This is a genomic window from Asticcacaulis currens (assembly GCF_028550395.1).
GTDB classification, from domain to species: Bacteria; Pseudomonadota; Alphaproteobacteria; order Caulobacterales; family Caulobacteraceae; genus Asticcacaulis; species Asticcacaulis currens.
The window spans coordinates 23,993-45,955 of sequence record NZ_JAQQKW010000001.1; the positions used below are offsets into that span (position 1 = coordinate 23,993).

Below are 21,963 nucleotides of genomic sequence, written 5' to 3' on the forward strand. Positions count from 1 at the left end.
AGGGTTATCACGCCACCGCGGCCGCCTTCTTCGCCTGAATGGCCAGTATCTCGTTCGGCATGACCTGAACGAAGGCCTTCAGCGCATTGTCCCAGTCGTCGAGGATGGTCTCGGCGCGCGGGGACTGCGTCTTTTCAAAGTGCTCGGCAATCAGGGCCTTAAGATCGGCCTGATCGCTTTCGGGGACCTCACGCAGCGTGATGCCTTCCGGGTTGATGTATTTGGCGAACGCCCCTTCGGTGTCCCAGACATAGGCGACACCGCCGGTCATGCCCGCGCCGAAATTGGCACCGGTTGAGCCAAGGATAACCACCTTGCCGCCGGTCATATACTCACAGGCGTGGGCCCCGGCCCCTTCGACCACGGTCACCGCACCGGAGTTACGCACGGCGAAGCGCTCGCCGACGCGGCCTGCCACGAACAGCTTGCCCGACGTGGCCCCATAGAGGTTGGTGTTGCCGGCCAGCATCTGGTTCGGCTGCCACTGCTTCGGACGCACGACAATGGTCGCGCCCGACAGGCCCTTGCCTACATAGTCATTGGACTCACCGACCAGGTCGATGAACAGCCCCTTGACGGCAAAGGCCCCCAGCGACTGACCCGCCGAACCGCGCAGTTGCAGCGTCAGGTGTCCGTCGGCCAGCGTGTCGCCGAAGTTCTTGACGAGCAGGTGCGAGGTGCGCGTACCCACCGCGCGCATGGTATTGCGCACGTCATAGGTCAGCGACATCTTCTCGCCGCGTTCGACCAGCGGCACGGCGTCCTTGACGATCTGAGCGTCCAGCGTGTCGGCCACCGCATTGATCTCATGCGGCAGGGTGACCGGCGCGGTCGGATCACTTTCGACGCGCACCAGCAGCGGGTTGAGGTCGAGGTCATCGAGGTGCGCCCCACCGCGCGATACCTGACGCAACAGATCGGTGCGGCCGACGGCCTCATCGAGAGAACGCAGACCCAGCGAGGCCAGGATTTCGCGCACTTCTTCGGCGATGAAGCTGAAGAGGTTGATGACCTTTTCCGGCGTGCCGGTGAACTTAGCCCGCAGACGCTCGTCCTGCACGCAGACACCGACCGGGCAGGTGTTCGACTGACACTGACGCACCATCAGACAGCCAATGGCCACCAGAGACGCCGTGCCGATGCCGAACTCTTCGGCCCCAAGCATAGCGGCGACCACGATGTCGCGCCCCGTGCGCATCCCGCCGTCAGAGCGCAGACGCACCTGACCGCGCAGATTGTTCATGGTCAGGACCTGATGCGCTTCGCTGAGGCCCAGTTCGAACGGCAGGCCGGCGAACTTGATCGAGGTGAGCGGCGATGCGCCCGTTCCCCCGACCTGACCCGACACGAGGATGGCATCGGCCTTGGCCTTGGCCACGCCCGCAGCCACCGTACCGATCCCCGACTGGGACACAAGCTTCACCGTGACGCGGCAGTTCGGATTGATCTGCTTGATGTCGTAGATGAGCTGCGCCAGGTCTTCGATCGAATAGATGTCGTGGTGCGGAGGCGGCGAAATCAGGCCCACGCCCGGCGTCGAATGGCGCATGCGAGCGATGAATTCCGTGACCTTGAAGCCCGGAAGCTGACCGCCCTCGCCGGGCTTGGCCCCTTGCGCCACCTTAATCTCGACTTCACGGCACTGGTTGAGGTATTCGGCCGTGACGCCGAACCGGCCCGACGCGATCTGCTTGATAGCCGAGTTGGGGTTATCACCATTCGGGCGACGGACATAGCGTTCGGGGTCTTCCCCCCCTTCGCCTGAAACCGACCGGGCGCCAATGCGGTTCATCGCGATGTTGAGCGTCTCGTGCGCTTCGGGGCTGAGGGCGCCGAGCGACATGCCGGGCGTCACGAAGCGCTTACGGATTTCGTTGACCGATTCGACTTCCTCGATATCGATGGGCTTTGACTTCGGCGCCCAGTCGAGAAGGTCACGCGGCGCGGTGGGTGCGTCCTTCGACATCTTGGCGACCAGACCCGAATAGGTCTTAAAGACCTTATAGTCCCCGCGCGTCGTCGCATCCTGAAGAAGATGGATCAGCTTCGGCTGATAATAGTGGGTCTCACCCGCCGCGCGCATCTTGTAGAAGCCGCCAATGGGGATGAGGGCGCGCTTGGACGCCCAGGCTTCGGCGTGCAGCGCGTGAAGCTTGGTTTCGATACCGGCCAGACCAATACCGGAGATGCGCGAGGTCACGCCGGGGAAGAACTCACCGACGAGCGCCCGCGACAGGCCCAGCGCTTCGAACTCATAGCCGCCGCGATAGGAGGAGATGACCGAGATGCCCTTCTTGGCGAGGATCTTCATCAGACCCGCCTCGATGGACTTCTTGTAGTTCATGAAGCACTTGTACGAGCTCTGGCTGCCATAGCGGCCTTTATCCAGACGCTCCTGCATCAGTTCGAGTGCCAGATAAGGATTGATGGCGGTTGCGCCTACGCCCACGAGTACCGCAAAGGCATGGCTATCCATGGCCTCAGCTGAGCGTACGATGATGGAGACGAAAGAGCGCAGACCTTCCTGCACCAGACGGGCATGGACGCCCGCGGCAGCGAGGATCATCGGCACGCCCATGCGCTCAGGACCCGACTTCTGATCGGTCAGGACGATCATGGCCGCCCCGTTCTTTACGGCAGCCACAGCCTCATCGCGCAAAGTGTCGAGTACAGCACGCAGGCCCGCCCCCGGCGCCGCACCTTCGGCGGGCAGCGGGAAGGAGCAATCAAGCTCGGCCACCTGCCCCACATTGCTCGTGGCCAGAAGCCGCTCATACATCCCCGTCGTCATGAAGGGGGAGTCCATCACGAGCACATTTGCCTGGGTTGCGTCTTCGGCCAGAATGTTGCCGAGGTTTTTGAAGCGCGTCTTGAGCGACATGCCGGCTTCTTCGCGCAACGGATCGATCGGCGGGTTGGTCACCTGCGCGAAGTTCTGACGGAAATAGTGCGACAGGGGCCGCCACTTTTCTGACAGCACGGCCAGAGGCGTATCGTCGCCCATCGAGCCGATGGCTTCCTTACCGTCCTTCACCATCGCATCGAGCACGGTGTCGAGGTCTTCGAGCGTGTGACCGGCGGCGATCTGACGCCGGTCCAGTTCCTCACCGAAATAGGCGCGCGGCTCCGGCCCCGGTTCGATGATCGAATCGACATCGACCATGTTTTCCAGCCACTTGGTGTAGTCGTGCTTGGAGGCGAGAGCGTCGAGGATTTCGTCCTCGCTGAAAAGCTTACCGGCTTCGAGGTCCACGGCGATCATGCGGCCCGGTGCGATGGTCATGCGGTGGGCCACACGGTCTTCGGCGACGCCCGTCATGCCTGCTTCCGAGCCAACGATCAGCAGACCATCCTGCGTCTGGGTGACGCGTAAGGGGCGCAGGCCGTTGCGGTCTTTCCCCGCGATGACCCAACGGCCATCGGTGGCGCAAACCGCAGCCGGGCCGTCCCACGGCTCCATCACGGCGTTGCAGTAGGCATAAAGTGCGCGGTGCGATTCCGGCATGGTCACGGCTTGCTTCGACCAGGCTTCGGGGATCAGAAGCGCCTTGGCCATCGGGGCCGAGCGCCCGGCGCGCACCAGAAGCTCGAACACGTTATCAAGGGCCGCAGAGTCAGATCCGCGCGGCTGGATCACCGGCTTTACGTCGCGGTCATTGTCACCAAAGGTCGCCGCCGCCATGCGGATTTCATGCGACTTCATCCAGTTGACGTTACCGCGCAGGGTATTGATTTCGCCGTTGTGCGCCAGCATACGGAAGGGCTGAGCCAGACGCCATTCCGGGAAAGTGTTGGTCGAGAAGCGCTGATGGAAGACCGCGACAGATGAGACAAAGCGCGGGTCCTTCAGGTCGAGATAAAAATCATCGACGAGCTCGGCGCGGAACATACCCTTATAGATGAGCGTCTTCGACGAGAAGGAGCACAGGTAGCAGTCGAGATTGGCCTCCTCGACCCGCTTTTCGATACGACGGCGGCAGAGGAACATGGCACGTTCCAGCGCCTCTTCCTCAAGGCCGTCGGGCGCCGCCAGCATGATCTGCTCAATTTCCGGGCGCGTGGAATTGGCGCGCGTGCCCAGTTGCGAGACATCGACCGGCGCCTGACGCCAGCCATAGAGGTAGAAGCCTGAGCGCAGGATTTCGGATTCAACGATCGTACGCGCGGCTTCCTGTGCGCCGAGGTCATTGCGCGGCAGGAAGACCTGGCCAACAAGGACAGGACCCGGGCGAGGTTCGTGGCCGATATTGCGCACCTGCTCGCGGAAAAAGTCCTGCGGCACATTGATCATGATGCCCGCGCCGTCGCCCGACTTGCCGTCGGCATCGACCGCGCCGCGGTGGAAGAGGGCCTTTAGCGCCTTTACCGCCAGTTCCACAACGTCACGGCGCGGCTGGCCATCAATGGAACAGACCACGCCGACGCCACAGGCGTCGAATTCCGTGCGCGGATCATAGGCGTCGGCCTCGATCAGGGCGTTACGGTTGCGGTGATAGAGTTCGTAAGACGAGGAGCCGGAAGAGATCATTGAGCGGCCTCCAGAGAAGCGGATACGTTTGACTGAATATAGTGGTGGATGTCGGCGGCGGCGTCCTGTCCTTCGCGGACGGCCCACACGACCAGCGACGCGCCGCGCACGATGTCGCCGGCGGCAAAGACGCCCGGTACAAAGGTCTGGAACTCACCGGCCTGCACCTTGATCGTGCCCCACTTGGTGACTTCAAGGCCCGGCTGATTGAACAGGACCGGGATGTTTTCCGGCTCAAAGCCCAGTGCCTCAATGACAATGTCGGCGGGTAGGTCGTTTTCGGCACCGGGGATGTCCTCGATGCCCTGTCTTCCTTGCGCGTCCGGCGTCGTCAGGCGCATACGCTGGATGCGCAGGCCCGACACGTGCTCGGCATCGCCCAGCACGGCCTTGGGGGCCGACAGCCATTCAAACTTGACGCCCTCTTCCTCCGCATTGGCCACTTCGCGGTCAGAGCCCGGCATATTGGCGCGGTCACGGCGGTAGACGCAGGTCACGGCCTTCGCGCCCTGACGGGTCGCGGTGCGCACACAGTCCATGGCGGTGTCGCCGCCGCCGATGACCACGACGGTCTTACCTTCGGCGTTCAGCGTGCCGTTGTCATAGGCCTCAACCGCATCGCCAAAGCCCTTGCGGTTGGAGGCGGTCAGGTAATCGAGCGCCGCCACGACGCCCTTTGAGCCGCAGCCCGGCACGCTCAGTCGGCGCACCTTATAGACGCCGGTGGCGATCAGAATGGCGTCGTGCTTCTGACGCAGCTCCTCAAACGACACATCATTGCCGATATCGCAGTTGAGGACGAATTCGACACCGGAATCGGCCAGACGCTGGGTACGGCGCAGAACGACGTCCTTTTCCAGCTTGAACGACGGAATGCCGTAGGTCAGAAGCCCACCGGGGCGATCGTAGCGATCATAAATCGTGACCTTGTAACCGAGCGTGCGCAGACGATCGGCTGCAGCGATACCGGCTGGCCCCGCCCCGATGATGCCGACGCTTTCACCTCGTTCAAGTGCGGGTACGATGGGCTCGATCCAGCCCTCTTCGAAGGCCATGTCGTTGACGTAGCGTTCGACCGCGCCGATGGTGACGTTTTCCCAGCCTGACTGCTCCAGTACGCACGAACCTTCACACAGACGATCCTGCGGGCAGATGCGACCGCAGATTTCCGGCAGGGTCGAGGTCGCCGAGGACAGGCGGAAGGCCTCCTCAAAGCGCCCTTCGGCGGTCATGCGCAGCCAGTCGGGGATATTATTCTGCAGCGGGCAGCCCGACTGACAGAAGGGCACACCGCACTGCGCGCAGCGCGAGGCCTGCGCATTGGCCTGCTCCGGTTTGAAATCGGAGTAGATTTCATTGAAATTTGTGATGCGGGTCTTCGCTTCGGCCTTAGGCGGCGTCTTCTTGTATTCAACGACGAAGCGGTTCGTCTCGTAGGTCATAGGCCCAACCTCACAACTCGGTGCAAAACCTTCCGTTTCCGGAAGGAAAATTTAGCTTGTTACAGCACGCTAAAACGCCCTAAAGCGCAAAAGCCCGCTGAGTTAAAGCGGAAAATGATGTTTTCCGGCGTTTCCCGCCAAAATCGCGACCAAAAACCGAGGTCGTGGGATTTTTGCCGGGGTAGTTACAAATCGTACTATTTCACATGCCTTTTTTCCGGTTTTATCACCCCGTTTCCGGAGCGTAAACCGAAGGTCCAGACATAAGAACCCCCCAGTGTCTGCCGGGGCAATCCCGGCAAATCCTGAGGGGCGTTTCCGTTCCGGTTTTTAAGTCCTTGCCGCTCTTATCGGGCGGGGCTGTCCTTGACCGGTTCCGGTTCAGCCCCTTGTCCCTTTGATGGGCGTCCGGGCTATCCGTGCTGGGTCTCTCCGTGCTGTGTCGCGTCAAGACCCTCGATCTCCTGCTCCTCGTCCACACGCAGGCCTGTGGTGAATTTGCAGATCATCAGAATGAGGAAGGTGACCACCGCGCTCCAGCCGATCACGACCACGAGGCCCAGCACCTGTTTAAGTACGGTGGCGTCCTTGGCCAGCGCATTGATGCTTTGATTAGCGAAGACCGCCGTCAACACCGCACCCACAAGACCGCCGACGCCGTGCACGCCAAAGGCGTCCAGACTATCATCGTACTTGAAGGCTTTTTTGAGAGCCGTCGCCCCGAAGAAGCAGGCGATGCCGCCGATAAAGCCGATGGCCAGCGCGCCCTTAGGATCGACAAAGCCCGCCGCCGGCGTAATGGCGACAAGGCCCGCCACAATGCCCGAAATCATGCCGAGCAGGGTCGGTTGCTTGCGCTCAAACCACTCGACGATCGTCCAGCCGACGGCGCCCGTCATGGCGGCAACGATGGTGTTGAGCACGGCAACTGAGGCCAGCGCATCCGCCGTCCAGGCCGACCCGCCGTTAAAGCCGAGCCAGCCGACCAGCAGCAGCGACGCGCCGATCATGGTAAAGGCCAGATTGTGCGGCGGCATATAGTCGCGCGGGAAGCCCCGGCGCGGCCCGAGAACGAGCGCGCAGACAAGGCCCGCAATACCCGAATTGACGTGCACCACCGCCCCGCCGGCGAAATCAAGTACGCCCATGCTGCCGAGGAAACCGCCGCCCCACACCCAGTGACACACCGGCGCATAGACCAGCAGAGTCCAAAGGGCCGTAAACAGCAGGAAGGCCGAAAACTTCAGACGCTCGGCAAAGGCCCCGGCGATCAGAGCCGGGGTGATGATGGCAAAGGTCATCTGATAGGCGACCCACAGAAACTCCGGCAGTTGCGGCGCCAGACCGAACGCCGTCTGCATGGTCACGCCGTTGAGCAGCACCGCATCGAACGAGCCGATAAAGCGGTTCAGCCCTTCATTGCCATTGAGGCCGAACGACAGCGAATAGCCTGCCACGATCCACAGGACCGAGACGACAACGGCGGCGGCCACCGACTGCGCCATCGTCGCCAGCACGTTCTTCTTGCGGACCATGCCGCCATAGAACAGGGCCAGACCCGGCAGGGTCATCAACAGCACCAGCGCCGTGGAGACGATGATCCACGACGTGTGACCGCTATCAAGCGCCAAAACCGCCTGATGCTTGAGAAGCGCCGGTGCTGCCGTCGCTGCTGCTGCCACTGATCCCGTCGTCATACCGCCTGAACCCCGATCACACTCTGAAAAGGTTTGGAAAACTCGCATCTGCACACATCGCCCAGCCCTCAGGCTTGACGTTGCGCGTCACAGTTTTTCCGACATTTTTGCTCTTTGCGCGAAATTTTACCGAAAAGCGAGCAAATTTTGCGTCATCTGGCAAAAAAATTCACAAACCGCGTTTCCGACTGTTGCAGAGCGGTAGAAAGGGTCGCTTACGTCATTTCTGATAGTGGCTTGCTTAAGCCCCCTACCGGACCTTGGTCTTTTCCGGCGGCGTATCTGGGCATGTCGGCCAGCGCCCAATCATAGGCGTTACGGATTTAAGCCTGACTGAACCCCTGATCCCAAAGCTCCGTCATCAGAGTATTCAGAACATGCTCCAGAGCGCTTTCGCTGACCGATACGTCCATCTCGCGCAGATGCCGACACCTGACCCGCCGACTGGGCCGCCAGATCATAGGCACCAAAGAGTCCTGTCTCTTCGCTCGTCAGGTCATTATCGATGATAAAACCTTTCTTATAGAAGCGGGACGGCCCTACTTGAACGCCTTTACCGCCGCGACGATCTGGCTTTGCGTTTCGGCTGTGAGATAGGGGCTGAACGGCAGGCTGATCACCGTCTTCGACTTGGCTTCCGACACGCTCAGATCGCCCGTGCCGGATTTGAACATCGCATAGCCCGGCTGCTGATGCAGGGGGATGGGGTAATAGACCGCCGTCGGGATGCCTTTTTCACGAAGAAAAACTTGCAGGCCGTCGCGGTTTTCATGCTCGATCGTATATTGCGCCCAGGTCGAGACGTAGCCGTCCTTCACATAGGGCACGCTGGTCACATAGCCCTCCAGCGCCTCATTATAGCGTTTGGCCACGGCCTGACGCAGGTCAATCTCTTCGGCAAAGATGGCCAGCTTTTCGATCAGTACGGCGGCCTGAATCGTATCAAGGCGCGAATTCATGCCGATGCGCACGTTCAGATATTTCGCCTCATGGGTGTAGTTCATGGTCGCGGCGTCAGTCGGCGTCGCACCGCCGTGCACCCGGAACGAGATCAGGCGTTCAAGAAGCGCATCGTCATTGAGGACCACCGCGCCGCCGTCGCCATAGCAACCCAGCGGCTTGGCCGGATAGAAGCTTGTCGAGGTCGCGTTTGCCCATTCCAGTGGCTGCTTTCCGTCGATGGTGCAGCCAAAGCCCTGAGCCGAGTCGGCAATCAGGAACAGATCATGTGCCTTCGTGATCCTGGAAATCGCCGGATAGTCAGCTGCCTGGCCAAACAGATCAACAGCGATGACAGCTGCGGGTTTCAGACGCCCTTCGGCCTTCACCGCAGCAATAGCGGCCTCAAGCTTCACCGGGTCCATATTGTAGGTTTTTGGATCGATATCGACAAAGACCGGCTCAGCCCCGGTCATCGGCACGACTTCCGCGGTCGCAACGAAGGTAAAGGCCGGAACAAAGACGGCATCGCCCTTGCCCACACCCAGGCCAAGCAGAACCAATTCGATCGCATCGGTGCCGTTGGCGCATGACAGAGCATGACGGGCGCCGGCAAATTTCGCGAGATCGCTTTCAAAGGTGCGAACCTCCGGCCCCATGATGTAAGCGCCATGCGCCAGAACCTTTTTGATCCCGTCTTCGATCGACGCTCCGATGCGTTCACGCTGCGCACCGAGATCAATAAAAGGAATAGCCATGGAGACACCTGCACAGAAGCCAACGAAAGTTGAGGCAGAGACTTATCACCCCTCACGTCCAGTGCACCTCAAAAGGCATTACCTATCGTTTCATCTGCGCCCTATCGTCGCGGCCTGAGACGACAAAGGTTCAGATACCGTATACGCGCTCACTTGTCGGACATTTACCTGAGCAAGCCGCCGTGCTAAGGCGGCGACAGAAGTGATCCGAACGCTTCGGATTTCGCTTGAGCCCGCGGCGGCTTTTGCGCATAAGAGCCGCGTGTGAGCGCTAACATTTTTTTACCGGAGGCAGTTTGGCCCTTGCGCCGGGCGGTCTGCGGGATCATTTCCGTCGCACAGGCAAACGCCTTATTCCTTCAGGGAGACTTACCTTGACCACCTACGGCAATCTGATCAACGGCGAATGGGTCGTTACCGGCACCACCTTCAACAATATCAATCCGTCTGACACCAATGACATCATTGGCGTCTATTCGACCGCTGGTGAGCCGGAAGTTAAGGCCGCCATCGCCGCTGCGCGTACGGCGTTCGAGACCTGGCAATATTCCACCCCGCAACAGCGTTTCGACATCCTCGACGCCGCTGGCACCGAAATCCTGGCGCGTAAGGCGGAGCTCGGAGCGCTGTTGTCGCGAGAAGAAGGTAAGACCCTGCCCGAGGGTATCGGCGAAGTGACCCGTGCGGGTCATATCTTCAAGTATTTCGCCGGTGAAGCCCTGCGCGCTCACGGCGAGGTGCTCGACTCCGTACGTCCGGGTATCAAGGTGGAAATCACGCGTGAGCCTGTTGGTGTCATCGGTCTGATCTGCCCGTGGAACTTCCCCATCGCTATCCCGGCGTGGAAAATGGCCCCGGCCATCGCCTTCGGGAACACGGTGGTTTGCAAGCCTGCTGAACTGACGCCTGGCTGCGCGTGGGCGCTGGCTGATATCCTGACGCGTGCCGGCCTGCCCAAGGGCGTGCTGAACGTTGTCTTCGCTCGCGGTTCGGTCGCTGGTCCGCTTCTGATCGACGGCTGCGACGCCATCACCTTCACGGGCTCTGTGCCGACCGGCACCCGGGTGCGTGACGCCGCCGTGGCCAAGGGCAAGCGCATCCAGTGCGAAATGGGTGGCAAGAACCCGGTCATCGTGCTGGACGACGCGGATCTGAACATTGCCGTTAACTCCGTGCTGAACTCGTCCTTCTTCTCTTCGGGTCACCGCTGCACCGCCTCTTCGCGGATTATCGTGACTGAAGGCATCGCCGACAAGTTTGTCTCGGCACTCGCCGACGCGGCCAAGGCCATCAAGGTCGGCGACAGCCGCGCCGACGGCGTTCAGATGGGCCCGATCGCCTCCCAGGAACAGCTCAAAATCGCGCAGGACGCCGTCGCTACGGCAAAGGCGCAAGGCGGCGTTGTGGTCGCTGGCGGCGAAGACCTCACCTTTGGGACGCCGGGCTACTATTACGCACCGACCCTGATCGACAAGACGACCCCGGATATGGCTATCAACAAGGAAGAGGTCTTCGGGCCGGTCGCCTCGGTCATCCGCGTCAAGGATCTGGAAGAAGCCATCAAGGTCGCCAACGACACCGAAATGGGGCTGTCGGCGGGCATCTGTACGTCGTCGCTGAAGGCCGCTGAGACCTTTAAGCGCAAGGCGCAGGCCGGCATGGTTATGGTAAACCTGCCGACTGCGGGCGTCGATTACCACGTGCCGTTTGGTGGCCGTAAAGCCTCGTCTTATGGCCCGCGCGAACAAGGCGCCTATGCCAAAGAGTTCTACACGATCGTCAAGACGGCCTACACCTTCGCAGGCTAAGGTCTGTTCATTCAGACCAGATGTGGGGTCTTAGCCCCACGTCTCTAACGGAAAAGCGCCCTCGTTGACGAGGGCGCTTTTTTTACTGCCAAGAGAGGTTGCGTCTAGCGGCTGGCCAGACCGGTGCTGCGCGTCATCGCGGCCAGTTCCGTGCTGGCGCGGTAATATTCGATCGAGTCGATCTGATCATTGACGCCCTTGGCGTGGCCTTCGACCCACACAAGCTTTCCGCTTTCAAGGACAGCCTTCACCCTAAAGCGGGTGTCAAAATGGATACTGCCCCCTTCGCAACGGTCAAGCTCAACGACCGCCCTTTTCATGGGGCCGGCCAGTTCCTCGCCCTCACCTCTTACCGAATCGACAATCGCCTTACCCACCATCTGCTCCTGCTTAACGTCGCACTCGGCAAAGGCCGGGACGGCAAGGGTCAGAAGGGCTGCGGCCGCAGCGGTTCCAAAAATCGATTTCATCATGATCTGTTCACTCCGTTTTTTTCTTGTTTTTGGGCGAGTGCCTTGTTCAAGGGCGCAACCGTAACCCACGGGACTGCCCGTAAAGAATGCGCCAATTCAGAGCTTTGACAAGGGAAATTATTCCGAACCCTGACCAAAATCACAGATTTTTTACCGGTGCATATTAATATGTATACGGATTATTTTGACTCATAATGCTGTGAAATAAAAGAAATTTGGCACAAAATGCAAAAAAAGAGGCCCGGCTCAGAGGCCGGGCTTTACGGGAAAAAAACTTCAACAATCAACCAATCTGGGACGGATCGTCCCTCTCGAGCGGGTCGGCGAGGGCCTGTCCTTCGGGTACAAAATCCATTGCAACGGAGTTGAGGCAATAGCGAAGGCCGGTCGGCCGGGGGCCATCCTCAAAAACGTGACCGAGGTGCGAGTCACAGCGACCGCAGCGGATTTCAGTGCGGACCATGCCGTGTGAGGCATCCCGTAAGTAACGGATGTGCCCTTCGGCCACGCCCTGATAGAAGCTGGGCCATCCCGAACCTGAATGGAATTTAGCCCGCGAAGAGAAGAGCGGTAGGGCACAAAGCGCACATGTATAGATACCCTCCGCCTCATACTCATCGAACTTGCCACAGAATGGCGGCTCGGTGCCGTGGTCAAGCAGGATGCGCCGCGCTTCAGGATCGAGCTTTTCAGCGAGCAGACGCAGCTTTTCCTGCGAAGGCGGGGTGAGGTCGAAGCCGAGTTCGGAACGGGCCATGCGGATGTCCTTTCAAGATCAGCCTCTCATATAAGCACGTCTTTGCGGTCTTCACAGGGTCAGTGAAGCTATGGCCGATAGTACACGCTCACAGCCGCGCCCGTCGATCTGCGCATGCGCGCGCATGGCGATGCTTGAGCGTACATCGGGGCGATCCAGCAAGGTGCAAACGGTGGCCTCAAACCCCTCCGGCCAGCCGTCACGCGCATCCAGCATGGGAAAAGGCGAGGACAGGAGCCAGCTGGCCTGATTGTCGGCAACAACGAGGCCCAAAGCGCAGAGTTTCATAGCCGCCACCTCATTGAGGCTGCCGCCTGCCGCCGTTACCACTAAGGTGGCACCGCTAAGGACCTCGGCCACATTGTCAGGCGAAAGATAAAGGCGACATTCCTCGCGCCGGGCACATAATGCGCGCAGGGAATCGACGTCATTATGGGCCGGGCCCACAATCAGACGGATCTCTGCTGCGCCCATATCCGCAAGGGCCTCAGCGCAGCGGGCGGTAAAGCCATAGGGGTCGGAACCGCCGAATATGACGCTGACATGTCCTCGGGGCGGCAGAGGATAGGTCTGGCGAAACTCGTGACGTATGAGGGCATAGGCGGGTCCGAGGCATTTGACAGCGTAAGGTGCGATCTGATCATAGGGTCGCGTCTCGGCTGAAGGCGCGGCATTTATCAGGAGATGGACATTGAGTGGGCGCACCACGGCCAGGTCGTCCATCGCGACGAGAATATAATCCGTATAAAGATCATTATAATAGTCGGGCCCGATGGCATAGGAGTCGCTTACGATCACCTCGCCTGGCGCAATCACGGCGCGCAGAGCCGCCACGTCTTGCGGGGTTCCGATGGAGGTGTCTAGGTGCCGGCAGCGAATGCCCAGATTGAGCAGTCGCTGAATTGCGGCCTCGGCTATGTCATTGATCAGGAAGACGACCTCATGCCCCTGCATCCGCGCCGCTTCGGCAAGGGCATAGCAGCGCATGAAATGCCCCAGACCAATGCGGGTCGAGGCTTCAGTGCGAACCCATATGCGCATGTCCCCTCCACTGCGACAGTCCGCCCCATGGTGTGCGCCATCAGGGTTAGCAGATTGTTAAAGGGTGGTCCCTAGCCTTTTATCGTCATCCCTGCGGAGCGCCCGACCATGGCCAGTTTGACCGAGACCTTTATCGAAGACGGCTTTGCCGATCTGGGTGTCTTGATGCCGGAAGAGGCCTGCCGCGAGCTGATGCAGGCCGTGCGCGCCAGCCGCAATTTCGGCCCCGACATATTCCTCGATCAGGCGACTTTTGAGGCCAATCCGCAATATCGCGGCACCAATCCCATGCCGGGACGCAACCTGTTTGAGGCCCTGTCGCCAAAGTCCGACTTTATTCTGGCCGAACCGCGCCTCAAAAGCGCTTTAAGCGAGCTTCTGGGGGCAGATTATACCGTGCTGGATCAAAAACTCGTTTGTGGCGTGCCTGATCGCTGGTTGCCTGACTGGTTGAAGCCTCGCATCATCGGCAATCCGGTCAATAATCTGGGGCCCTATATTCGACCCGCCTACCGCGACATCACCTACTTTTACGGCATCGATTTTCACCAGGACATCATCGACTGGAAAAGCCGCTATTCTGACCTGATCACGGTTTATGTCTATATCCACCCGGTGACGGCGGGCGACGCGCCTCTTTATGTCCTGCCCAGGAGCCATAAATTAGGGGCGTGCATGTTCCCGCACGACCTGACGAAACAGTCCGACGGGCGCTGGCTCTATCGCAACGGCACGGGCGGCGAAATGCCCCTTGATGAACGGATGCTGGTGGGTGAAACGGGCTATGTCGCCTGCTGGCATGCCTGCACGCTGCATGGCACGATGCCTGTGTCATCGGATGCCGAGCGCTTTTCCGCCCGCTTCCTGATTTCGCGCGGTCAGGCAGCCCAAGCAGGGCTTGACGCCGTCAATGCCTCCATCCCCTATCCGCTGTCGCTCGAAGATACGCGCCGCGATCTGGGCGCCGCGGGCGAAGCCCGGATTAAGGGCAATATTATCACCGGTCGCCCGGTGGCCGAGCGCTAGTCCTTAGGGCCGCCACGGACTGGCAAGGCATAACTTGCCGAAACATGAACCGTCCGAAAGAAAAATAAACCACCACTCCAGCGAGCAATAAGGGGGATTTCCAAGGACTTCGGGCAACCAACTGAGGGCGGCCTTTTTGACCGCCGCACGCGATTGCTTTTTCAGGTACATAGCCGATAGGTTGATTTCGACCCTACCTTAAGCTTGCAACCTCACGGGGAGGTTCTCTTCGTCAATGCGACCGTTACAGACGAAAAAAGCTCGCCTAAGCGAGCTTTTCCCGTTAATCGTATGACGATGAGGGTGGTGTTATCCCGCGTCCTCACGCGCCTTTGCATGTCACAACACCATTTTTACCCTTCGGCGTCAAGACAAACTTGTTTCTGTCTCAAGGTAGCATCCGGCCAATGACTTTTAGTCGTGACGAAATTACCCATCTGCCAAAGGTCCTGTCGGCGCCACGCTTTGCAACCTATCTGGCGGAAAAGAATGGCGACAAAGAGAAGGCACTCGCGCTTTACCAGTGGAATTTGGAAACATCAGCCGCATTCCTTGTTCCGTTGCAGATATGTGAAGTCAGTGTACGGAATTCAATAGTGACCGCTATAGAGACCGTTTATGGCTCGAACTGGCCGTTTGAAAAAGGTTTCGAAATTACGCTTAGAGACCCAAAAAAGGCCTACAGTCAGCGAAAAAACTTAACGGCTCTAAGATATTTAGGCACCAGCGGAAAGATAGTCGCCGAACTCAAATTTGTCTTCTGGCAAAAGATGCTAACTTTTTCGCATGACGCCGATCTGTGGAACACGCATTTCCGGGCAATATTTCCCAACACGGACACCAACAAGACAGTCCAAGAACTGCGCTCTACCGGCTACGACCACCTTGAGAAAATACGTAGCCTGAGAAACCGCATTGCGCATCATGAACCGATTTTTCGTCGTAATATTCAAGACGAATATGACCGCATCCGTGAGGTCATATTCTGGACGGACGTTACGGCGGCAGGATGGGTTGATAAAATCGAGACAGTCACGGGTATGATCGCAACCAAGCCCTAGCGCATCGTATATGCCGGATTGCTTTGCAATCCATCGCTAAGACTGCTTTACAGAACCCCTTTAACACGTATCTATGCTCCGCTGCCTGAGCCGAAAGCCTCAAACCGCGTACCCGTGCTTTAGAAGCCTTGTGCGGCAGTCTTCGCGCACGGCTGCCCAGTCGGCCCGCAAAAGCCCCAGCCCGATCACATCGTGCGGCCCGTCCGACTTAACGACATGGCGGCGCAAGTGCGCTTCCTTCTGAAACCCGAAAGACAGGTGCAGCTTCCAAACGGCCGCATTGCTTTCCAGCACCTCGCACCATAGTTTCTCAAGCAACAAAACACCGAAGGCGTGTTCGATCATCTGATACTCTACCCACGCCCCGAGCCCTTTTCCGCGTGCCGCCGGCTCAGCCAGATAAAAGGCCCAGGCCGCTTTTTGGGCGTGACGGTCGATGTCGACGAAATTGGCAAGCCCAACGGGTTCTTCGTCCCATTCGATGATAAAATATCGCCTTGTCTCGTTAGTGCTCAGGCTGTCGAACCACGCATCGTGGCGCTCGCGCGGAATGAGGGTATCGGTGTACATGTAACGGCGCACCTCGTCCTGATTACGCCAGACGAACAGACGGTCGCGATCATCGGGAGTTAAAGGCCTCAGGCCAGCTGGGCGTGACGACGCTGACATTTTACTCTCACCTAAATGCGCGGGCGCCTCTTGAGGACGCACCCACCGGAGGCATTAAGCCTTTTTTTGATCAGGCCGGTTAATATCCCGTTGTCAACCGATTATCCGGAGCTGCCCATGTCCGCTCGTCGCATCGCCGTCATCCCTGCGCGGGGCGGGTCAAAGCGCATCCCTCACAAAAATATCAAACCGTTCTTCGGCCAGCCGTTGCTTAGCTACTCGATCCGCGCGGCCAGGGACTGCGGACTGTTCGATCATGTGATTGTTTCAACCGATGACGAAGAGATCGCTCTTGCGGCACGCAGGTTCGGAGCCGAGGTGCCCTTTATCAGACCGCCGGAACTGTCCGGCGATCATATCGGCACCAATGCCGTAATAATCCACGCCATTGACTGGTTTACTGAGGTTGCAGAGGCGCCCGATGCCGTCTGCTGTATCTACGCCACGGCACCATTTTTGACGGCGGCCCGCCTGAGCGAGGGGTGGCAGGCGTTGCAAGGCAAGCGTTTTGCGTTTTCGGCCACCTCTTACGCGTTCGCCATTCAGCGTGCCCTTTATCTCACCGAAACGGGCGGCGTTTGCATGTTTCAGCCCGAACACCGACTGACCCGCTCTCAGGATCTGACACCCGCCTTTCACGATGCCGCGCAGTTTTACTGGGGCTGGGCCGAAGCCTTTAAAAACGGTGAGGAAATCTTTGCCCCGCACTCTGCCCCCGTTATACTGCCGCGCACAGAGGTCGTAGATATCGACACCCCCGAAGACTGGGCCGTGGCAGAGCAGATGTATGCGGCCCTACGACACCCACAGGCGCTTTAGCCGCCCTAAACCCACCCTGTACAAAGCATCGCTTTCATTCGCAGCGGGCTGGGACTAAAAGCCGATCCAAGACGGTCCGCCCGTCGAAGTCCTGGATCTGCCCTAATGCTCGCACTGCCGCTCTCCTGGCCGCTCGAAGGCCGGCGCGTCGTCCTGATCGGGACGGGCGACTGGCTTGCGCGCAAGCTGACCCTTCTGCGCCGGACCCCGGCGAGGTTGAGCGTCTTTACGCCGGATGACGAGGCGGAATACGAAGGCATTACGCCCGAACGGCGGTGGCCCACGGTCGAAGAGCTTAGTGACGCCTCCTTTGTTATCGTAGCGTTCGAAGACCGCGTGCTGGCGGAACGGGGGACCGAACTGGTTCGCGCCGCACACAGGCCGCTGAATGTCGTCGATAATCCGGACCTCGGGGATTTCCATATTCCCGCTATTATCGATCGCGGCCCCCTGTCGATCGGCGTTGCAACTGGAGGCACGGCCCCGGTTCTCGCCCGCGAAACCCGCCGAAGAATTGAAGCCGCGATACCCCCGTCTGAGACACAGCTCGCAGACTTTGCCCTGCGACTTAGTCCCCACCTGCGCGCCCTTCTCCCCAATGTTGATGAGCGGCGCCGCTTCTGGGAGGGCGTACTCGATTCTGAGGCGGCCAGTCTGGCGCGTCAGGGGCGCATCGATGAGGCCTTAGAGATCGCCCTTGCCCATGCCCGCGAGCCCGGACCGCGCAGGGGCGTTGTGCATCTGGTGGGTGCAGGTCCGGGGGATCCGGAACTTCTCACGCTTAAGGCTTTGCGCCTTCTCAGCGAAGCTGACGTCATTGTTTACGACCGTTTGGTCGGAGACAGCATCATGGACCTGGCGCGCCGCGATGCGGAACGCTTTTACGTCGGAAAGGCGCGCTCCAACCACTCCGTGCCGCAAGATCAGATCCACGCCCTTCTGGTCGAACAGGCGCGTTTGGGAAAACGCGTGGTGCGCCTTAAAGGTGGCGACCCGTTTGTCTTCGGGCGCGGGGGCGAGGAGGTTGAAGCGCTGAAGGCCGCCGGCATTGAGGTGCACATTACGCCAGGCATTACAGCCGCCCTTGGCTGCGCCGCCTCAACGGCGGTGCCACTGACCCATCGCGATCATGCCCAAAGCGTCTCCTTTATTACGGGCCACGCGAAAGACGGTGATTTTGAGCATAATCCCCTTGCGCTCGACTGGCAGCGACTGGCCGCGCAAAACCATACGCTCGTGGTCTATATGGGCATTCATACTGCGCAGACTATTTCTGACAAACTGACTGAGCATGGTCGCGCACCCGATACACCCGTACTGGTGGTTGAAAACGGTACACGGCCTGATGAGTCCAGAACACTGACCTGTCTGTCTGAATTGCCACAGACACTGCGCAGCCTTCCGCCTAAGGGACCGGCCCTTCTAATTATTGGCGAAGTCGCCGCCCTTTATCAGACGACGCACACGCACCGCGCCGTCGCAGACCTAATGAGGATCGCATGAAACTCCTGACCGCCAACCGCCTGACCGATGGTCTGGTGCTGTGGTATGTGGAAGGCTCAGACCTGTCGGGCTGGACCGAAGATGCGGCGTTAGCCACACGCCTTGAGGATGAGGCGGCGGCGCTGCTTTTGGACGAGTGGAAGGCGCGCGAAACCGAAGTGGTCGCGCCCTACCTTGTACCGCTCATCGATGAAAATACCCTGGTTAAGCGGGAATATGTGCGTGAGCACGTGCGCGCCAATGGCCCTACCGCGGGTCAGACCGCCTTTGACACCGCCCGACAGCACCAGCGCGGAGAGGTTTTCTAACATGTATCAGTATGACCAGTTCGACCACGCAATGGTTGCCGCGCGCAATGCCGAGTTCAAAGATCAGGTCGAACGCCGCCTGAAGGGTGAGCTGAGCGAGGATCAGTTCAAGCCGTTACGGCTGATGAACGGCCTCTATCTCCAGCTGCACGCCTATATGCTGCGCATTGCCGTTCCCTATGGCGTGTTGTCATCGCGTCAGATGCGCACTTTCGCCCATATTGCGCGTACCTATGACCGTGATTTCGGTCATTTCACGACGCGCCAGAACATTCAGTTCAACTGGATTAAACTGGCCGATACCCCGCAGATCCTCGAAGACCTGGCCGCGGTTGAGATGCACGCCATCCAGACCTCCGGGAACTGCATTCGCAATACCACCACCGATCAGTTTGCCGGAGCGGCAAAGGATGAAATCGACGATCCGCGTCCGTTTGCGGAGCTGATCCGCCAGTGGTCTACCTTCCACCCGGAATTCACCTTCCTGCCGCGTAAGTTTAAGATTGCGATCACGGGGGCCACGCGCGACCGCGCCGCTATTCGCGTGCACGATATCGGGCTGCAACTGACCGATAAGGGATTTGATGTATATGTGGGTGGCGGCATGGGTCGCACCCCGCACCTGGGGCATTTGATCAAGTCGGGCCTGCCTGGCGACAAGCTGCTAAGCTACCTCGAAGCCGCGCTTCGCGTTTATAACCGGTATGGCCGCAGAGATAATATTTACAAGGCGCGTATCAAAATCCTGGTCTCGGCGTTAGGCCCGCAGGAATATGCGCGTCAGGTGGAAGAGGAATGGGCGACACTTGATCAGGCGCAGATCGACGCGCCGCACGCTGAAATCGCGCGCATCAAGAGCTTCTTCCCGCAACCCGCCTATGCCGAAAAGCCGTTTGATGTGGCCTCGCTTGAGCGCGCCAAGGCGGCAGATGCCGGTTTTGCCCGCTGGGTGCGTAACAATACACTCGCCCACCGCCGCGACGACCACGTATCAGTGACGATTTCGCTCAAGCCTACAGGCCTTCCGCCAGGCGATGCGTCGTCAGCGCAGATGGACGCGATGGCGGATGCCGCCGATCGGTTTGGCTATGGCGAATTGCGCGTGAGCCATGAGCAGAATGTCATCCTGCCGCATGTGGCGAAGGCGGACCTTTACGAGCTCTACCGTCTTTTGGATCAGAACGGTCTGTCTTCTGCCAATGTCGGAAAGATAACCGACATGATCGCCTGCCCCGGTCTCGATTACTGCTCGCTGGCGAATGCCCGTTCCATCCCGCTGGCGCAGGATATTTCGCAGCGCTTTGCCGATGCTGAACTGACGGACAAGATTGGCGATCTGCAGATCAAGATTTCGGGCTGTATCAATGCCTGTGGCCATCACCATGTCGGTCACATCGGCATTTTGGGCGTCGATAAGCAGGGTGAGGAGTTTTATCAGATCCTGCTTGGCGGTCGTGCGGATGAACAGGCGGCACTTGGCGTCATTACCGGCAAGGGCTTAAGTGCCGAAGCGGTACCGGGCGCACTTGAACGTCTGATTAAACTCTATCTTGAACTGCGAACGGACGAGACCGAGCGCTTTATTGACACCGTAGGCCGCCTTGGCCGTGAAGCCTTTGCCGGAGCCTTGCATGAGCCTGCTTAATTCCTCACACGCGCCGCAACTGGTCAGCGATCAGGGCGAGGTAAACGTCAATGGGTGGACGCTGCTGGCCGACGACGACGCGCTCGGCGTTGACCAGGCGGTATTAAGCTTTGGGCGCGCGATTAACGAACTTGACGGGTTGAACGGCCGCTATGGGGTGCGCGTCGCCCCGGGCGATGACGTTCGAAAACTGGCTCCGTTTCTATCGAAGGTGGCCCTGATCGAGGTCGCCTTTCCAGGCTATCGCGATGGGCGCGGCTATTCCACCGCGCGTATTTTGCGGCAGGATTTGGGTTTTGACGGTGAACTGCGTGCCGTCGGTGATGTGCTGCGCGATCAGCTTTTCTGGATGATGCGCTGCGGCTTTAACAGCTTCCTTTTGAAGGATGCTGATCCGGCGGGCGCCATCCGACACGCGCGCTCATTATACACACACGCCTATCAGTCCGCCGCCGACGGTCTGAAACCTGTTTGGGCCCTGCGCCATCCGGCGTGAGGGCAGGAATCTCCGCAATGACTGTGCTGATAAACAATCTGGTGGCCGATACGCCCGACCACGAACGCGCGCGCAAACTGTCTGCCAGATATGAGGGCTGGAACGCAGAGTCGATTCTGGCTGACGTCATCGGGCAGGAATTTGTGGGCAGTATCGCGCTCACCTCGTCCTTCGGGGCCGATGCGGTTGCGCTTTTGCACCTGGTCTCAAAAATCGACCGCACGACACCGGTCATCTTTCTGGATACGGACCGCCACTTCTTTCAGACGCTGCAGTATCGCGACGAAGTGATAAGCGCGCTCGGTCTCACAAACCTCACTAATCTGCGCCCGGCGCTGGAAGATATCCGTGCCCTTGATCCGAAAAACACCCTTTTTCAGAACGACCCGGACGCGTGCTGCGATTTTCGAAAGACCAGGCCTCTGGCCGCGGTAACAAAGGACTACGCCGCATGGATTTCGGGCCGTAAGCGCCATCAGGCCGCGACCCGCGCCAACCTGTCCGTTGTCGAGTTTGACGGGCGCAATTTCAAGATCAATCCTCTGGCAAACTGGACCGCGCAGGACGTGGCTGACTATATTCGTGCCCACAATCTGCCCGAACACCCTCTGGTGGCTCAAGGCTATCCATCGATTGGCTGCTTTACCTGCACGAAGCCTGTCGAAGAGGGCCAGGATGCGCGCTCGGGTCGCTGGGCCGGGCAGGATAAGACTGAGTGCGGCATCCATTTAAATGTCTATGACGGCGGCGAGGGGATCTAAACCCGCCACGTTGCGTAGATGTGTCACCCACGGCCTCGCGTCAGTGACACCTCGGCCGCCTGAAGTCGAAGCGTTCAGGATGATCATCCGGGGGCAGGCGCCTTCGCGACACGCCCACCATGAAGGCTAACCTGGGCTCCCTTCAACAGAGAAAGCGCCCTTCCAGCCCCTTTATATATGTGCGCGCCCCTGCCCTATGCAGCGCGAGCCCTTTCTGATCTGGTGACGTGCT

17 protein-coding genes are annotated in these 21,963 nt (G+C 59.5%); 9 read left to right on the plus strand and 8 right to left on the minus strand.

Annotated elements, in window-relative coordinates; translation table 11 throughout:
• Positions 1 to 7 precede the first annotated feature (7 nt).
• The 4 genes from gltB to PQU94_RS00105 all read right to left on the minus strand — a co-directional run bounded on the left by gltB (position 8) and on the right by PQU94_RS00105 (position 9,364).
• Positions 8 to 4,528 (minus strand): glutamate synthase large subunit, encoded by a 4,521-nt coding sequence (gene gltB / locus PQU94_RS00090; protein WP_272739445.1) that lies wholly within the window; start codon positions 4,526 to 4,528, stop codon positions 8 to 10.
• Positions 4,525 to 5,970, minus strand: a complete 1,446-nt coding sequence (locus PQU94_RS00095; protein ID WP_272739446.1) for an NAD(P)-dependent oxidoreductase — start codon at positions 5,968 to 5,970, stop codon at positions 4,525 to 4,527. Before PQU94_RS00095 ends, gltB begins: the two co-directional genes overlap by 4 nt.
• A 413-nt stretch (positions 5,971 to 6,383) precedes the next feature.
• Positions 6,384 to 7,667, minus strand: coding sequence for an ammonium transporter (locus PQU94_RS00100; RefSeq protein WP_272739447.1), 1,284 nt, complete (start codon positions 7,665 to 7,667; stop codon positions 6,384 to 6,386).
• Positions 7,668 to 8,206: 539 nt separating this feature from the next.
• Positions 8,207 to 9,364 (minus strand): DegT/DnrJ/EryC1/StrS family aminotransferase, encoded by a 1,158-nt coding sequence (locus PQU94_RS00105; protein ID WP_272739448.1) that lies wholly within the window; start codon positions 9,362 to 9,364, stop codon positions 8,207 to 8,209.
• Between the two features lie 374 nt (positions 9,365 to 9,738).
• On the opposite strand from PQU94_RS00105, the gene PQU94_RS00110 reads away from it, so the two are divergent.
• Positions 9,739 to 11,172, plus strand: a complete 1,434-nt coding sequence (locus tag PQU94_RS00110) for an aldehyde dehydrogenase family protein (RefSeq protein ID WP_272739449.1) — start codon at positions 9,739 to 9,741, stop codon at positions 11,170 to 11,172.
• A 104-nt stretch (positions 11,173 to 11,276) separates the two neighbouring features.
• On the opposite strand, the gene PQU94_RS00115 is transcribed toward PQU94_RS00110, so the two are convergent.
• The 3 genes from PQU94_RS00115 to pseG all read right to left on the minus strand — a co-directional run bounded on the left by PQU94_RS00115 (position 11,277) and on the right by pseG (position 13,443).
• Positions 11,277 to 11,645, minus strand: coding sequence for a hypothetical protein (locus PQU94_RS00115; RefSeq protein ID WP_272739450.1), 369 nt, complete (start codon positions 11,643 to 11,645; stop codon positions 11,277 to 11,279).
• 283 nt (positions 11,646 to 11,928) lie between these two features.
• Positions 11,929 to 12,402, minus strand: coding sequence for a peptide-methionine (R)-S-oxide reductase MsrB (gene msrB, locus PQU94_RS00120; RefSeq protein ID WP_272739451.1), 474 nt, complete (start codon positions 12,400 to 12,402; stop codon positions 11,929 to 11,931).
• A gap of 51 nt (positions 12,403 to 12,453) precedes the next feature.
• Complete coding sequence (pseG, locus tag PQU94_RS00125) at positions 12,454 to 13,443, minus strand: UDP-2,4-diacetamido-2,4,6-trideoxy-beta-L-altropyranose hydrolase (RefSeq protein WP_272739452.1); 990 nt, start codon at positions 13,441 to 13,443, stop codon at positions 12,454 to 12,456.
• Positions 13,444 to 13,551: 108 nt separating this feature from the next.
• On the opposite strand from pseG, the gene PQU94_RS00130 reads away from it, so the two are divergent.
• Positions 13,552 to 14,469 (plus strand): phytanoyl-CoA dioxygenase family protein, encoded by a 918-nt coding sequence (locus tag PQU94_RS00130; RefSeq protein WP_272739453.1) that lies wholly within the window; start codon positions 13,552 to 13,554, stop codon positions 14,467 to 14,469.
• A 407-nt stretch (positions 14,470 to 14,876) separates the two neighbouring features.
• Positions 14,877 to 15,530, plus strand: coding sequence for a hypothetical protein (locus tag PQU94_RS00135; protein ID WP_272739454.1), 654 nt, complete (start codon positions 14,877 to 14,879; stop codon positions 15,528 to 15,530).
• Positions 15,531 to 15,629: 99 nt separating this feature from the next.
• Here PQU94_RS00135 and pseH read toward each other — a convergent pair whose 3' ends face one another.
• Entirely contained in the window at positions 15,630 to 16,199 is a 570-nt protein-coding gene (gene pseH / locus PQU94_RS00140) for a UDP-4-amino-4,6-dideoxy-N-acetyl-beta-L-altrosamine N-acetyltransferase (RefSeq protein WP_272739455.1), read from the minus strand.
• A 117-nt stretch (positions 16,200 to 16,316) separates the two neighbouring features.
• Here pseH and pseF point away from each other — a divergent pair, with 117 nt between their 5' ends.
• The 6 genes from pseF (at position 16,317) to PQU94_RS00170 (ending at position 21,731) form a co-directional block, all read left to right on the plus strand.
• Positions 16,317 to 17,018 (plus strand): pseudaminic acid cytidylyltransferase, encoded by a 702-nt coding sequence (gene pseF, locus PQU94_RS00145; protein ID WP_272739456.1) that lies wholly within the window; start codon positions 16,317 to 16,319, stop codon positions 17,016 to 17,018.
• Between the two features lie 105 nt (positions 17,019 to 17,123).
• A complete protein-coding gene (gene cysG / locus PQU94_RS00150) occupies positions 17,124 to 18,521 on the plus strand; it encodes a siroheme synthase CysG (protein WP_272739457.1) in 1,398 nt (465 codons plus the stop codon).
• A complete protein-coding gene (locus tag PQU94_RS00155) occupies positions 18,518 to 18,829 on the plus strand; it encodes a DUF2849 domain-containing protein (protein WP_272739458.1) in 312 nt (103 codons plus the stop codon). Before cysG ends, PQU94_RS00155 begins: the two co-directional genes overlap by 4 nt.
• A 1-nt stretch (position 18,830) precedes the next feature.
• On the plus strand, positions 18,831 to 20,474 hold the full coding sequence (locus PQU94_RS00160; RefSeq protein ID WP_272739459.1) for a nitrite/sulfite reductase: 1,644 nt from the start codon (positions 18,831 to 18,833) through the stop codon (positions 20,472 to 20,474).
• Complete coding sequence (locus tag PQU94_RS00165; RefSeq protein WP_272739460.1) at positions 20,461 to 20,970, plus strand: DUF934 domain-containing protein; 510 nt, start codon at positions 20,461 to 20,463, stop codon at positions 20,968 to 20,970. Before PQU94_RS00160 ends, PQU94_RS00165 begins: the two co-directional genes overlap by 14 nt.
• A gap of 17 nt (positions 20,971 to 20,987) precedes the next feature.
• A complete protein-coding gene (locus tag PQU94_RS00170) occupies positions 20,988 to 21,731 on the plus strand; it encodes a phosphoadenylyl-sulfate reductase (protein WP_272739461.1) in 744 nt (247 codons plus the stop codon).
• Positions 21,732 to 21,963: the final 232 nt, after the last annotated feature.